This is a genomic window from Desulfosarcina sp. BuS5 (assembly GCF_028752835.1).
Classification (GTDB): Bacteria; Desulfobacterota; Desulfobacteria; order Desulfobacterales; family BuS5; genus BuS5.
This window is the reverse complement of record NZ_CP087952.1, coordinates 2,487,291-2,502,000: the sequence shown is the minus strand read 5'-3', so window position 1 is coordinate 2,502,000 and position 14,710 is coordinate 2,487,291. Positions and strand designations below refer to the sequence as shown.

Annotated in this window: 15 protein-coding genes; 2 read left to right on the top strand and 13 right to left on the bottom strand. The window is 43.0% G+C overall.

From position 1 onward, the window contains the following. Window positions 1-72: 72 nt before the first annotated feature. The 13 genes from BuS5_RS12315 to BuS5_RS12255 form a co-directional block, all read right to left on the bottom strand. Window positions 73-1,326 carry a hypothetical protein gene (locus BuS5_RS12315; RefSeq protein ID WP_027353495.1) on the bottom strand — a complete coding sequence of 418 codons (1,254 nt, stop codon included), beginning with the start codon at window positions 1,324-1,326 and terminating at the stop codon, window positions 73-75. Window positions 1,327-1,329: 3 nt separating this feature from the next. Beyond that, window positions 1,330-2,139, bottom strand: a complete 810-nt coding sequence (locus BuS5_RS12310; protein ID WP_051374669.1) for a lytic transglycosylase domain-containing protein — start codon at window positions 2,137-2,139, stop codon at window positions 1,330-1,332. Continuing rightward, the gene (locus BuS5_RS12305; protein ID WP_157487346.1) at window positions 2,139-2,921 is read right to left on the bottom strand and encodes a hypothetical protein; all 783 of its coding nucleotides are present in this window, start codon (window positions 2,919-2,921) and stop codon (window positions 2,139-2,141) included. The genes BuS5_RS12310 and BuS5_RS12305 overlap by 1 nt, the downstream gene beginning before the upstream one ends. Window positions 2,922-2,943: 22 nt before the next feature. Beyond that, window positions 2,944-3,480, bottom strand: coding sequence for a hypothetical protein (locus BuS5_RS12300; protein ID WP_027353493.1), 537 nt, complete (start codon window positions 3,478-3,480; stop codon window positions 2,944-2,946). A gap of 23 nt (window positions 3,481-3,503) precedes the next feature. Next, a complete protein-coding gene (locus tag BuS5_RS12295; protein ID WP_027353492.1) occupies window positions 3,504-4,118 on the bottom strand; it encodes a hypothetical protein in 615 nt (204 codons plus the stop codon). A gap of 132 nt (window positions 4,119-4,250) precedes the next feature. After that, window positions 4,251-4,811, bottom strand: coding sequence for a hypothetical protein (locus BuS5_RS12290; RefSeq protein WP_027353491.1), 561 nt, complete (start codon window positions 4,809-4,811; stop codon window positions 4,251-4,253). Between the two features lie 36 nt (window positions 4,812-4,847). Then, window positions 4,848-5,729, bottom strand: a complete 882-nt coding sequence (locus BuS5_RS12285; RefSeq protein WP_027353490.1) for a hypothetical protein — start codon at window positions 5,727-5,729, stop codon at window positions 4,848-4,850. A gap of 414 nt (window positions 5,730-6,143) precedes the next feature. After that, on the bottom strand, window positions 6,144-7,454 hold the full coding sequence (locus tag BuS5_RS12280; RefSeq protein WP_035264809.1) for an ATP-binding protein: 1,311 nt from the start codon (window positions 7,452-7,454) through the stop codon (window positions 6,144-6,146). Between the two features lie 247 nt (window positions 7,455-7,701). Further along, the gene (locus BuS5_RS12275; RefSeq protein WP_027353488.1) at window positions 7,702-7,902 is read right to left on the bottom strand and encodes a type II toxin-antitoxin system VapB family antitoxin; all 201 of its coding nucleotides are present in this window, start codon (window positions 7,900-7,902) and stop codon (window positions 7,702-7,704) included. A gap of 187 nt (window positions 7,903-8,089) precedes the next feature. After that, window positions 8,090-8,317, bottom strand: coding sequence for a type II toxin-antitoxin system HicA family toxin (locus BuS5_RS12270; RefSeq protein ID WP_027353487.1), 228 nt, complete (start codon window positions 8,315-8,317; stop codon window positions 8,090-8,092). A gap of 1 nt (window position 8,318) precedes the next feature. After that, complete coding sequence (locus BuS5_RS12265; RefSeq protein WP_027353486.1) at window positions 8,319-8,549, bottom strand: type II toxin-antitoxin system HicB family antitoxin; 231 nt, start codon at window positions 8,547-8,549, stop codon at window positions 8,319-8,321. A gap of 402 nt (window positions 8,550-8,951) precedes the next feature. Then, window positions 8,952-10,970 carry an SUMF1/EgtB/PvdO family nonheme iron enzyme gene (locus BuS5_RS12260; protein ID WP_051374668.1) on the bottom strand — a complete coding sequence of 673 codons (2,019 nt, stop codon included), beginning with the start codon at window positions 10,968-10,970 and terminating at the stop codon, window positions 8,952-8,954. 179 nt (window positions 10,971-11,149) lie between these two features. Continuing rightward, window positions 11,150-11,734 (bottom strand): OmpA family protein, encoded by a 585-nt coding sequence (locus BuS5_RS12255; RefSeq protein WP_051374667.1) that lies wholly within the window; start codon window positions 11,732-11,734, stop codon window positions 11,150-11,152. Between the two features lie 326 nt (window positions 11,735-12,060). Here BuS5_RS12255 and BuS5_RS12250 point away from each other — a divergent pair, with 326 nt between their 5' ends. Both BuS5_RS12250 and BuS5_RS12245 read left to right on the top strand, forming a co-directional pair. Then, window positions 12,061-13,530: a DUF4384 domain-containing protein gene (locus BuS5_RS12250; protein ID WP_027353485.1), complete on the top strand. Its 1,470-nt coding sequence runs from the start codon at window positions 12,061-12,063 to the stop codon at window positions 13,528-13,530. A 23-nt stretch (window positions 13,531-13,553) separates the two neighbouring features. Continuing rightward, window positions 13,554-14,705, top strand: a complete 1,152-nt coding sequence (locus tag BuS5_RS12245) for a hypothetical protein (protein ID WP_027353484.1) — start codon at window positions 13,554-13,556, stop codon at window positions 14,703-14,705. Window positions 14,706-14,710 lie beyond the last annotated feature (5 nt).

The window sequence follows — 14,710 nt, the reverse complement described above, 5'->3', positions numbered from 1 at the left end:
AGTACGAAAACACGAAAAGTTAAAAATATACATTTTTCACAAAAACCTTCCACCTTTCTACCTATTAATTTATCACAACAAAATATCCGTAACCAATCTAATCAGAATAATTTTGCTCCCTGTTTTCGGGCCGCCTATTATGGCTGCCCCTTTGTTAATGGTTTCAATAACTGTGTTAAAAATTTCTTTACTTTCCTGTGTGATAAAAATTTCGATTACAGCGGTTTTGGAAGTAATCTTTTGAGGTGTAATTTTAAGTCTGCTGCCTTTTAACAGCGGCATTTTTCCTGTTTGGCCGGTGTGAAGATAAAATGTTTTTTCGCTGATCAGCTTGAAGCTTGAATAGTTGAGTGTTTTTTTCAGGCTCTCAACTGCTCCTGTTAGCTTTATGTCGATATGCTTCGAGTCTTGCCCTGCTTCTATGACCTGCGCTTTTATGATAATTTTTTTTTGTGCCGCGTGTTTTTGTTTATTTACAAAAACAGCTTTTTTGCTAAGCAGTTTTGCAAACTGAAAGGTTTCAAGGCCGGGATTCTCTTTAATGAGCGGTGCGAGCGCTATTTGAGCCAAAGATAGTTTTCCTGAAGCTTTCATTGCTTTGACTGCGTCATACATTTGCTGATCAGGAAATTTCAGATTGTTTTGCAGGTCAAACCTGCATACCTGCTCCATGATTTTAACAGCGGTTGAATAGTCTTTGCCTTCAATCGCAAAGGAAAGAGCAATGCTTAAATCCTTCAGATATGCAGCAGGTTCGGCAAAACCTTTGAGCCGCAGCAGAAAGGGCAGGGCGGTATTGGATTTTCCGTTTTTTAAAAGCGCAAGCGTGTAAAAATGAAGGGCATAACCTGAAAGCTGCTCCGGGTTTATATCCTTTAATGTTTCGGTATAAATCCGGCCGGCGGTTTCATGCCGCCAGTCGGCTCCCGGAATTGCCGACAGGAGATAATAAATTTCTGCTGTCGGCCTGACAAGATCGGCCCGTTGTTGGGGATTGTTAATAAGTTCCCTGATTTTTTCATGCTTTTGCCATAGATTGTCAAAAACCCTCGCAAGATCTTCTTCGTCCTTTGCCTCCGCAAGGCCTGCCAACAGAATAATTTCCAGCCTGCGTTCTGATTGGCAGTTTGGGGGAAATCGGTCAGGTTCGGTTTCGGCAAGATAATTACGGATGGTTTTATCATGAATGTTGAAATGAAAAGCCTCAGGCACAACGCTGTTTAACCTGTCAGGCTCCTGAGGTTTTACGGCTCCGGACAGACCTGCGCAGCTATTTAGAGTAGCAACCATTATCAAAAACAGAATTGTTTTAAATATCGTCTTCATTTTTTACTCTCCTTTGCCGTCGCAGAAGGAAAAACCGCTTGCCTTTTCAACCATGGCGCAGACTTCATTCTTTGTTTTTTTGCCGCTGATAGCAGCCATGATCTGATACTGATAACGGTTATGGTCTTGCAAAGCCGCTTCTTTGCGAAATATCTCAAACTGCATCAGGGGCAGTTTTTCTGATAAAAATTTTACAAAAGACTGGGCATCAAGAAAATTGTCAAACACCGTTAAAACAAAATGCTTTTCCATGACAGCGGAATCAGGAAGATGCTGTCCGGCTTTTTTTAAAATTTTTTCCAGATGCGAATGGATATAATGAACATATTCATTGCAATCTTCTCTTATTGTAAAATTATCAATATCCACGCCTCCCTGCCCGCAATAATAGGCGGCAAGCGCAAGGTATGGGTCATTCAGCCGTGTGTTCAAATCGGAAAGAAGATGGGCTCCTGTATCGATATTTTCGGCAGGATCGAAAAGTTTTTCTTTTTTAACGCCGTAATCACCGGCTGTGGCGGGCATAACCTGCATAAGCCCGATGGCGCCTTTGGAACTTACGGCATTGGGGTCAAAAAATGACTCTCCGCGGGCAACCGCGAGCAGATAAGGAAGGGGAAGTCCGTAACGCTGCGCGGCCTTTTTAAAAAGCTCCTGATACGGATACCCTTTGACGGAAGGCGGGTCTGCAAAGAGCGCTTTCAAGTCGGCGCTGATTAGCCGGTCCGGCGGGATTGCCGCGTCAGCCTGCCCGAACCCTGAAATTAGAAGCGGCAGGCATAAGTAAAATATAATATTTTTAACGGTCTTCATTATTTCCCTCCTTCAACTATGGTTTTTTCGGCGTCCTGTCCGGTTTCAAAGCCGGAAAAGATCACCTCGCCTCCGGCGTTGATTGATAAAATTCCATTGCGCAACTCTTTTTGCAGCCGGCTTAATTCACTGATAACACGGTTTTCAAGTTCCTGATCCGTAAAAGAGACCATTACCCGGCGGTCGGTAAAAGAACGCAGAGCAGGAAATGATCTTCTTATAATATCGATAAAATAGTCTCTGTCTTTCCCGGTTTTAATCTCCCACAGGCTTGCGGGAATGTTTGAAACACTCTTGAAAACCACCGCATCTTCCATGGGGAAGCCCTCGAAAAAAAGATCAAACCCCTTTGCCCGGGCGCGGCAGAAAATCCGCGCTTTGCCTTTTGCCATCAGAAAAAGCAGATCCCGGCGGCTTTGAAACTGCATGAACACACCCTTTTGCATGGGCTGTTTATCTTTCAGCGGTAGTTTATCGGTTTTGGTTTGCGCAAACATTTCAGCCTTTTGCAGGGGTTCCGGTACGGATTCTATTCTATGTCCCGGCTTTTTTTCTGTTTTTATAACAGGTTTTTGTTTTTGAAGATTTACCGGCTCCGGCATTTGAATAGATACGCTTTTTTCTTCAGGAAATGTTTCCGCAGCCTTAAAGGGCATGCTTTTGATCATGGAAAAAATTATCCAGAAAATAATCCCGATAATTGCCATAAACCGCATAATGTCAGTTTCCAGAACCTGGTCGTCCTGGCTGGAATCACCGCAAAGCAGCGCTGCTTTATTCACAGGTTTACCCCCCCTTCCACCTTCAACCTTCAACCTTAAGAATAACCTTGTCCCAGTTCCTGCCGATAAAAACAATTTTTAAAAGCCGCAGCATATATCCGCATGCGCCTCCGAAAACAGTCGTGCTAAGAGCCAGAAGAAGCCCTCCGTTGACAAGATTTTTCAGAACCCCCTGGGCTGTCATGTCGGTTGAAGCGCCTGTGCCGTCAAGGGCGTTCATAAGCGCGGTTTCCATACCTATGGCCGTCCATATAACGCCCACGCCGAAGAACATGGAAATGGTTGTGTTAAGCAGGCGGTCATAAAATGTAAGCCGTGAAAGAACAGAATTTTCTTTGCCGAGTTCGCTTCGAATCTTGTTGATCAGATAAAAATAGAGAACAAAAAGCGCCCCAAAAGGAACAATAGATAACTTAAGATGCCGGTACAATGCAGCGAGGGGATGGAGCAGCCAGTCCGGGGATGCAGTAATCGTAATCATACCGCTGAAAATCCCGGCACAGACAAACAAAAAGCTCCAGAATATTGAAAGAATTAAAATAGTAAATATTGATTTCATACCACCTTCCCACCTTCCCATCTTCAATCTTCTACCTTCAATCTTCTACCTTCCACCTTCTCACCTTCTATCTTCCCACCTTCCACCTTCAACCTTGTCTCAAGCTCTTTTTCAGCCGATTCAATTTCGCTCTTCATAAGAACTATCCCTTTTGCGGCAAACCCGGCTTTTTTCAGCTCCATTTCCCTGGCAAATTCCAGGCGGATTTTATCGTAATCATCAGTTTCTTTAATATTCTGCAGGGTGACGAAATTTTTCCAGAAGCTCATTTTTAAAAATTTTTGAACGCTTTTTTCATCAAGCTTTTGCTCTTCTTTTAAAAATTTTTTGAACTGATCTTCAATGTCAGCCGTCCCATTTTCAATAGCAGACTGCAAAAACGCAGTTACTTTATTAAAAATAATATCTTGTATGCCTGTTTCAGGCAAAGGTTCAGGCAAAGTTTCAGGCGTTTTTTCAGGCGGTATTTTTGGCATAATATCCTGAACCTTGTGAAAAACAGCTTCCGCTTTTTTGATTTCCGTTTTCAACGGTTCCGCATCATTTTTTTTAAAACTGATAATGCCTGTTGAAACAAGCGCCAGGCAGATAACAGCAGCAAGAGCGGATGATATAATTATGGCAAACAGGGTTTTCATTCAATTCTCCATGCTATACATCGGAAGAGGTTGCCTGTGGTCCCATGTTCCCGTTCATCCCCTGGTTCCCATGCTTCTGCGTGGGAACCCGTTATAGTAGGATGGATTAAGCGAAGCGAATCCACCAAAAAGCTAATCAACTTCGTTGCAAACCGCCCAGATAGTATTGTAAACATACATGGCGTTTAAAAAATGAGTATCCGGATTACCCTGTTTGCATGCCGCAAAACCTTGTTGCTTGAGTCTGTATTCCTTTTCAATATTCTTTTTTATATCAATCAGCTTGTGACAGCACTGCTCTACTGAATCTACAGCAGGCAGGCTTACAAATTGCGCTGAAAAATAAGAATTCCACAGATTTTTTACCAAATCCGGCGGCACCTTGCCGGTCTGATTTAACGGCGACACAAAATTGTCCCAGATAAGGTCGGCATTTTCAGGCGCTGCGCTGTTTTTGCTTTGCTCGACAAGCTTTGCAAAAATCTTTTCAAAGAATTCCTGGCCGTAAGGATTGCTGTTTACTACCTCAAGCGCCTGGCTGCAGGCGATTTCCGGTTTAAAGGAATCGATTTGTGAAATCATGGTTAAGGGCTGCTGTGTGATAGCTGACGTATTAGCCTTGTTGTGCATGTTTGCGCATCCTGAAGCAAAGATGCAGATAATTGATGCGATAAGCATTGTTGCCTTTTTCATTATATTAATCCTCCTTGTCTGAAACATGGCCATGAATTATGTTCTTGGTTTAAATCCGCCGATTTTTTTTTCTTTTACAGCCGGTGATGCGGGCGCATTTTTTTTGCGATAATATTCTATTACTTTAGCATTCGGCCTGGCTGACAGACCGGCGCCGGTGTACTGCAAACCAAGCACCTGCGGCATTGCGCTGACAGCGTTTGTGGCATTAAAAATGATGTCGCCGTATTCACGCTGGGATTCCAGAATAAATTTTGCCTTTTCAAATTTTTCCGCCAGGTACCGGGCCCGTTTTGCCTTTTTCATCATGGTTACCTGAGCGCTTCCCGCTCTTACCACTTCAGGAAGCTCTTTGCCGAAATCAGGCACAAGTTTTTCCAGAACGGAAAACATCTGTTCAGTTGGATCGATAAAATTATCCGTTTCCAAATCAAACGGACTTTCGGCGTTTTGACTGGAAAGACTTCCAAGCCTTGGAGCCCGGGCTGCTCCGTCCATGGCTGCCCGGTAAAGAGCAGCAGGTGTTTGACCGGCTGCTTTTTTATTAATAATGCGGTTGGCGGATTTGGCGCCTTGTTCATATCTTGCCGCTACATCAGGCAGGTATCCGGATAGATTGCCGTAAAGCAGTATGCCGGTTTCACGCATCTGGGATGCCATGGATTTGCAGGCATCGCTGACATTTGCCGGATCAAAATTTTCCCCTCCCCCGCAGGAACTGCTCCAGGTTTCATATTGCGTGTCGAATTTTTTCATAAGTTCTGTGATGTTACGGGCTTTTGACGATGAAGCAAGCTGGCCCAGCTCAGACCGGGTATTGGTTATTACCCGCTGGATAGCGACTCCTTCGGCTGCAAAGCTTGAAGATGGCATGCTGACAAGAAAAAAGACTGCAAAAATAAAGACTGTTTTTTTCATTTTTTTCTCCTTAGAGTATTAAATGTTAAAAGATTATTTAGATTGAAGGTTGAAGGAAACGTGAGCTGCTTCCAACAAATAATTATATGTTTTCCATTAGAAAAAATATAAATCAGCTACGGTGCTGTTTTTTACCTTCCACCTTCCACCTTCCACCTTCCACCTCCTACCTATCTTACTAAACTGTTAAAAAAATCGGCTTTTAAAAACTATTGACGGATAAGTTGAAAAAATATTCATTTTTTTTTATACAGACCCCGAAAATCATAGATTGCATAAAAACAGATTGTTTTCTCCGGGCATTGGGATTTTTTCGAAAGGGCCGCCGCAGGGGCAACCCCCTGTGGTTGCCCTTTCAAAAAATAAGGCAGGAAGGTAAAAGCAGCCTCAACGATCCTCCGCGGGAACGGGGAATTACTTCAAATTCAGCAGCCACTCCCATACCGGAACAATTTTTAATAAATAATTGCCATGCTTTTCCAGTCGTTTCTCATCTTTGGTCAAAATCAGGCCGGTTGAAAGCCCCAGTTCACTGATTCCGGCAAGAAGAGCCTTTTTTTCACGGTTATAAGTATTAATATGAGCCATATCATAACAGACTTGAACAAGTTTGTTATTCCCGTTTTCCGTCAGCAGAAAATCGACTTCCAGCCCTCCTTTTGTTTTATAATAATAAACAGGAAACCCCCTTCTCTTTAATTCAAGAAAAACCATGTTTTCTAAAATACGGCCCTTGTTTTCAGCAAAACTTAATGTGAGGAAATTGTGGATTCCCTGATCTATAAGATAAAATTTCTTTGGGTTTACCTGCCGTTTTCGAATTGATTCGGAATGGATTTCTACGAAAAAACCGAAAAAGACATCTTCAATATATCGGGCAAAGGCGCTTAATGTGGCCCGGGAAAGCTTCATGCCCCTTGATTTAAAATCGTTTTCAATTTTACTGAAGCTCACCAGCGATGAAATGTTCATGATCAAGGCATTTAACCAATGCCTCAGCAATTCCCTGTTTTTGATTTTATACCTCTCTACGAGGTCTTTGTAAAAAACAGTGTTAAAATAATCCTGTAATATTCTGCTTTTTGTAATTTTATCCTTTATAAACACAATTTCCGGATATCCTCCGGTAAAAAGATACTCTTCAAAGAGTTGTCGTGTTTGATGCCTTTCCGATCCGTATAATATATTATTATTTACGATTACCCTTTTTGCCGCAAGAAATTCTATAAAAGAAAAGGGGAATATTTCATACACCAGGGTACGACCTCTTAATTCCGTTGCAATTTCACGGCTGAGCAGCCGGGAATTTGAACCGGTAAGAAAAACCCTGTATCCCTGATCATTAATTCTTCTTGCAAATTTTTCCCAGCCGCTGATATTTTGAATCTCATCAAAAAAAATAAACGGGCTCTGTTTATCTTTGTACAGCTCAAAATAGGCATCCATAATCTGCTGAAAGTCATTGGCGCTCATCGGCAAAATACGTTCATCTTCAAAATTAATATAGAGTATGTCGGTTATATCGGTTTTTCCGGCAAGCAGCTTTTTTATAATCTGGAACAGAAAATATGTTTTGCCTGCCCGCCGCGGGCCGATGATGGTTATGATTTTTTTTACAGGGGATTGAAGAATGGAAAAATCGATTTTTTGATTCCGTTCAATCAGATCAGGAAGCGGGGTGTCGTGAAATTCCTTGATGATAATTTTGAGTTTTTCTTTTAACATAATACCTTTTTAAATCGGATATGCCGAATAAAACGGATAGTCGGATTATTTATAAAACAAAAATGTATATATTTGTTTTATAAAGCAAACAGGTATTCATGTCAATTTATTATTATACATCTTCCGTCTGCGTTCTCACGGAGGAGCGTGGGAACGAGGGGCAATAAACTCAGCAATCTCAACATTTGAGGTCGGCTGTTTTTTTTGCGAAGGGCCAAAGACCAAATACAGGTATCTACCAAAACTTTCATTTAACCTTCCGCTGTTCTTTATAATTATAATCGGGCTCATATTCTATTGTGCCAAACAAGTGAATAATTTCAACCTGTTTGCGCCTTTGGATGTACTCAATGAGCGCTTCAGTCACAGCTGCTTTTTTGGTACGATGAGAACCAATTAAACGGGCATCTTCGACTAATTGGTCGTCAATTGCTAAATTAGTGGCCATGTTTTTCCTCCTTATTATTTTCTTACACATTATAAAATAGTTTATCATGTGTAAGACTTGAAAAGCAACGGAGATTATTTTTTTGTGATTTGCCCTCGTCCCACTCTCGAGCGTGGGAACGAGGGCAAATAAAAATGGGTCAGGTTATTTAATTATTTAAGGACGTCCCTCTTTTCCATTTTCTTGCTTATTTTTGAGATAAAAACTCTTCGAGATCAATCTCAGCTTGTTTCAAGATTGCCTTTAATGTCCCTTCAGGCATATCGCCAGGATGATTAGGGATGGTTGTATATTTATCGGCCTTAAGATTATACCAGATTTCGTGACTTCCTGCAGCCTGACGATTGAAAACCAATCCTAACTTTTTTAATTTCCTGGTAATTTGTCGATAGCTAAAACCAGCCAATCTGCCCATGTTAAACTCCAATAATGAGAGGATAGTCAAAAGACTTATTTACTGTTGGCAACTCTGTGGCAATTTCTTTTTCCGCTTTTGCTTCAATCAATTTTCTTGCAACATCACGGGCAATTTCCAGAGTTTCGGCAACAGTTCGTCCCTGAGCAATGAGTCCTTGCACTGATTCTGACGTTGCCAGATAAACTCCTTCAGGTAATTTTTCAATGTGGATATTTAAAACTCTTTCCATTTTCTTTTTTCCTTATCAAGATTAATTATGGTTACCTTTGCGTTAGCCTATTGTTGTGTCATGTGTGAAATATTGTATCAGGTACTTGTCATTCCCGCGAAGGCGGGAATCCAATATTTTTGGCTACTTCGATAGTTCTGGATTCCCGCTTCCGCAGGAATGACAACCATCTTTACAACATTACACAATTGACATGACACTAACAAACATATCGTAATGGAGAAATTGCTAATCAAGAAATAGGCAGTTATTAAGATTAACACAAGAAATATATGTAAATTCAAAAAATATGCGAATTTTCGAGGTTTGCCCTCGTTCCCACGGAGGACCGTGGGAACGAGGGCAAATAAAAATGGGTCAAGTTATTTAATTATTTAAGGACGTCCCTCTTTCCCGTCAAATCTAAAAGGTCCTGGAAAGGCGAAAGCCCTGGGCGCTGAAGCGGAAGCCCGGCAAATTGAAGCCACGATACGCTGAACGGCAGAAGCGAGCTTTGCAGAACCAGCTACCGCCGCGGGCCACCCGGCTAGAGCCCATTGAATGCTCTGTCGGATCAGTCACGGAACCTGAAGGATAGCTACCGAACCAGTCCCGGCACCACTCACAGACATTGCCGTGCATGTTATAAAGTCCCCATGCATTGGGCGAAAAACTTGCCACAGAGACTGTCTTTTTTCTGTATTTTCCCTTTGAACATCCGTCTAAAGGATATTTACCGTTATAATTGGCCTGATCGGTCGATAAACATCTGCCGAATGAAAACGGGGTTGCAGTTCCGGCCCGGCAGGCATATTCCCACTCGGCCTCTGTTGGCAGCCTGTAAACCCGGCCTTCTTTCCGGTTCAGCCATTTGATAAATTTTTGTGCATCGTTCCATGAAACACAAGTTACAGGATGACGATCTGTTTGAGAAAATCCCGGATTGTTCCAGTATGTCCCTTTTTTCTTTTGCCATTTTTTCCCTGTCCAGATATAAGCGCCTCCACCTGTTTCCGCTTCAGACTTATAGCCTGTATCTTTTACGAATGATTTCCATTGTTCGATTGTCACCTCGGTAGTCTGCATATAAAATCCCCTGGTCAGGGTAACTTCATGCTGTTTTTCATTATCGTCCCTGCCTGATTCATTCGATGGGCTGCCCATCATAAATGTGCCGGGTTTGATATACGCAAACTCCTGGCCGATGCTGTTGGTAAAATTTTCTCCGGCTGAGACTCTTTTTTCTTTTTCAAGTTCCACATAAAGATCAACAGCTTTGCCCGCGGCAATATCGACAAGCTCGGTTTTTGAAATATATCCTTTTTTCAAGACTTTAATTTTATAAGTTCCGGCATCAAGTTCCATGCCCTGATAAAATTCTGGAGTAATATTCAGGACCTTTACAGTTGCGCCGGATGGGTCGGTATTTACATATAAACGACCCGCAGATGTCACAGGGTCAAGGTAAAATGTAAGAATTGCAGCGCGGCCGCTGTTTACGCGGATTCTTTTTTCTTCAGCGTTGTAACCGGAGAGTACGGCTTTTACTTTGTAAGCGCCGGGCGCAAGGTTTGAAAATGTTTTTGGGGCGGCGCCCCGGTTTTTTCCGTTCAGGTATATTCGCGCTCCACGGGGAGTGGATTTAACCTTCAGGCTGCCTGTATCAGAGGCTTGCGGTTCGGTGACAATCACGCTTCCGCCCGCAAGGTAAAACTCGGCCACCGGAGTGGATGACATCCAGGGAACCTGTTTGTCATCGGTCTGCGCCATAACGCCCCGCCCGGTTTCATTAAAGACCTGCTGCACGGTAAGGTCGCTTCTTTCGATATTTTTAAGCAGATTGCCGGTGTATGTTCCGTTCCGGCCATTTCCGTCTTCCGCGAGAGAGCCTGGAGAGGTTGCATAGACTATGATGGAGCCTTTGGGCGCGTCCATCTGGGCCAGTCCTTTTGATTCTGTCCGGAAACTCCGTTTAAAGGGATTGTCGCGGCAGGCATCGAGGATTACGATGTTGAGCCGGTTGCCGGCGTCACGCATCTTGCCCAGGACACGGCCGGCGTGGATGGATTCATATTCCACGTCTAATTCTGATTCGATGTCTGCATTGACCGGCACAAGATAGTTTGCATTATTTATCTGCATGCCGTGGCCCGCAAAATAAAAAAGACCGATTTCGGAGTTGCGGAGCCCTTTGTGAAACTTGTTGATCGCGTTTTTCATCTGCCTTTTGTCGGCGTTTATCTTTTTTATTACATCAAAGCTGAGACGTTTTAAAACCACTGCCATATCTGTTGCGTCATTGGCTGGGTTGGCAAGGGGCGCGCTTTTGTAGGCGCTGTTTCCTATAATCAGGGCAACCCTGCTTGATGAAGCAAACGCGGGAAAAGAGACTGTCAGAATGCAGAAGAAAGTCAGAATGTATATGGATATTTTTTGTTTCATGATGTTTTTCCTTTTGCCTTCATTTCGTATACGTTCCCACGGAGGACCATGGGAACGAGGGTGAAAGTTACGTTGGCAGCCGACGTAGGGTGGATTAAGGAGCGCTGCGACGAATCCACCAAAGTTAACAATATCAAACAGTTATTCAGTTTATAAATTTCTGGTAACAAGATGATTTTCTATTTTTCAAGCTGAATTTCAACCCGTCTGTTAATCTGTTTATTTGCAGCGGTTGTGTTGGATACAAGGGGCATGGCTTCACCATACCCAAAAATTTTGAGTTTGCCGGGGCTTATATTGAAATTAGCGGTCAGATACTGTTTAACAGACAACGCTCTGTTCAGACTTAAACCAAGGTTATACCGCTCTGTTCCGTCCGAGTCGGTATGTCCCTTGATTGCAATGTTTCTGCGGCTTATATTTTCGGCAGCAAGAGCCTTGCCAAGTTCACGGAGCAGGCTGTATGATTCCGGCCGGATTCTGTATGAATTAAAATTAAACTCTATTTTCAAATTAACTTTTGGGGTATTATCATTGCTGCTTACCACCACGATTTTTTCTATGGTTTCCGTATTTTTCTTTTCATAAACCACAATATTCCTTGTTTTGCCTTGCGGAATAAATCCCCTGGTGCGTGAAACAGGCCGGGTCAGCTCCTTTATGATTTCATCTTTTGTTGTCTGGAACAGGGGTTTTTCTTCGGCCGCTGTGGAAACAGCGCTTAATACGGTTAGTGAAACCACGGCAATCATTAAACGAATCATAATAATTCTCCTTTTTTATTTTATTGCGGAAACACGAAAAAAATGGTTTGAGCCGTAAAAGGGCGGGCAACAGAGGCCTGCCCTTACGCTTTAAGCCCCTACGCTTTAAGTGTAGACGCAATTGCCGGTATTTTATTCAATATTCAGGTATAGATTTCCACTTTCCCATGTTTTTCGTACTTTCATGTTTTCGTGATAAAAGATTGAATAAATATCTGTTTTATGCGTCATTAATTAAAAAGCCTGAATTATCTTGATTTTATAAGCTCAAAAAAATACTTTCTATCAGAAATTTAATAATTTTTAAATAAAAGGAGAGTAAAAATATGAACCAGAGGCTCTGTCTTGCCGGTTTATTATGCCTGATCCTGGCATTTTCAGGATGCGCGACTGTTCCCGGCGCCGCAAAAAAACCACCGGCATACGCACAGGCAAAACAGCTTTTTGAGGCTGTTGATGTTCTTGGTGAAAAACTTGTGACGTCTTTAGGTCAGCGCCAGGTCGATAAAATTGCTGTGGCTGATTTTACAGGCCCTGGTGAACATATTACAGGAATTGGGGAGCATATTTCCGACAAGCTGACTATCAAGCTGTTTGCATCCGGCAGATTTTCCGATGTGATGGAGCGTAAAAAATTAAAGCAGGTCATATCTGCTATAAAAATAGAGCAGGGCGGATATTTTGATCAGAATACCGTGACAAAATACGGTAAAATGATCGGGGTTGAAAGCATGGTCATAGGGACTGTCAAGGACATGGAGAGTTATCTTGATGTTACCGCCAGGATAGTTCAATCCGAAACCGGCCGTATTCAGGGGGCTGCTGATGTGCGTGTCGTAAAGGATGAATCTGTAAAAAACCTTATCCGCAGGCAAAAAACCGCCACTCTTACTGTTTCTACTGTTCCCCGGGCAGGCGGAAGTGTTATTGCAGGGGGGAAACAGGGGCGGCTTGTAAATGGAACCGCCGTTTTCAGCGGCATTGCCTATGGCGAATGCCGGGTTGTTATTCAACCGGAAGGCTATGCGCCGGTTCATAAAAATATTATTGTCCGGTCGGCAAATGAGGCCGTATCCGTCAGGCTTGAAGCAAAGAGATACAGCGTATCTTTTCAGATTGTGCCGCCTGATGCAAAACTTACAGTTGATGGAAAAAAAATAAAGCTTAACTCCCAGGGATATGCAACGGTTTCAGATCTAAAGTCAGGAAAATGCAGTTATGTGGCTGAAGCTAAAGGACACGGCAGCAGGCTGGAAACCTTTAACCCTGCAAATAATCAGACCATTGCGATTCACCTTGAAACAGACGATCCTTTTTTTGCGCTGAAAAATAAATTTTTTCAAAAATATAAAGAGATCCGGAAAAAGCAGGACTTTAATGTTAAATTATGGACAGATAAAAGTTCATATAATCTAAATGACCCGATCTGTTTTTCTTTCCGCTCTGAAAAGGATTGTTATCTTGTTCTTGTTAACATAGGCAGCAGCGGTGATATTACCCAAATATTTCCTAACCGGTTTCATTCGAATAATTTTGTAAGGGCCGGCGTTACGCACCGGATACCGGATGACACCTATGGGTTTGAGTTCCTTGTTGAAGGGCCTTCCGGAAAAGAGAGGGTGTATGCAGTAGCAGGAACCCGGCCGATACATATTTTTGATGATGATTTTAATAAACAGGCCTTTACATCATTAACACGCGGCAGAACCAGGGATATAAAGGTTTATCAGGCAGGCAAAAATTTCAGTCAGGCTGAACTGAGTTCTGCGGCTGAATGCATTGTAAAGGTTTATTAGGTTGAAGGTTGAAGGAGAAAAAATTGAAAACTAAATCTAAATGGCATTTAATTATATCAGTTGTTCTTGTTTGTGCTTTTTTGTTTGCCCCTTTTGCATGGTCGGAGGAAAAAGAAATTGTTGTGGATGGCGCGGCTCCTGTTTCAGGAGAAAATATTGAAGGCGCGCGCAATAATGCCGTAAAAGACGCTTTGCGAAAGGCTGTTGAACAAGGGGTGGGAACGCTGATGGATGCTGATTCCATTTTGCAGGATGATCTGCTGATGGAAAAAATTTATACAAGCGCCCGGGGATATATCACCGGGTATAAAATCATTAAAGAACGCCGGGAGCAAAACGGTCTTTACAGGGTAAAGATACGCGCCGTGGTAAAACCTGGTATTCTTGTTGATACGCTCATCAAGCTGGGTCTTTACAAGTGTATGATGGATTATCCCAGGATTCTTGTTATCTGCTCTCCTGACGCACAGGTTACAGATGCGGCCGGAGCGGCGGAGAGCGTATTTTTAAAAACCCTGACCAGCAAGCATTTTGACCTGGTCGATCCCGGCATCTCTTTAAAACTGCATGATGATACAAAAAGCCTGCTTAAGGCTGACACCATAAACAATGCGGCGGCAAAGCTGGGGCTTGAGCATCATGCCGAAATCGTGCTGCTTTACGGGGTCAAGGCAAAACCGGCTGGATTTGACGGGATGATGGAGACAGCTTCGGTTACCATGCGGGTAAAGGCGATTGTAACAACCACCGCGCAGATTCTTTTTGCAGACGAACAAAGCATATCCGGAATCGGGGAATCTGCGGACATTGCATGTTTAAACGGCGCGCGCAGGGCTGCTGAAAATATTGCATCTCCCATGATAAACGGCATTGTTTCATGGTGGGCGGATTATACGGCCAACGGGCTGCCGTATACAATCAGATTAAAAACCGGGAAAAACGCCGACAGGCTGGTTTTTGCATTTCAGGACGCGGTTGAATCGATCCCGCGGGTGGTTTCGTTGACGGAAAGAAGCTCCGCCGGGGGGATTACGGAAATGATGGTAAAATACAAGGGAACCGTCTCTGAATTTAAAAGGGCAATCTTTAAAAGGCTTGCGCGGGACAAAAGATTTACCAGCCTGCAAACCGAGGGGTCAAAGGGGCGGTTTTTGGCGTTGACGGCTGAAGGTTGAAGGCT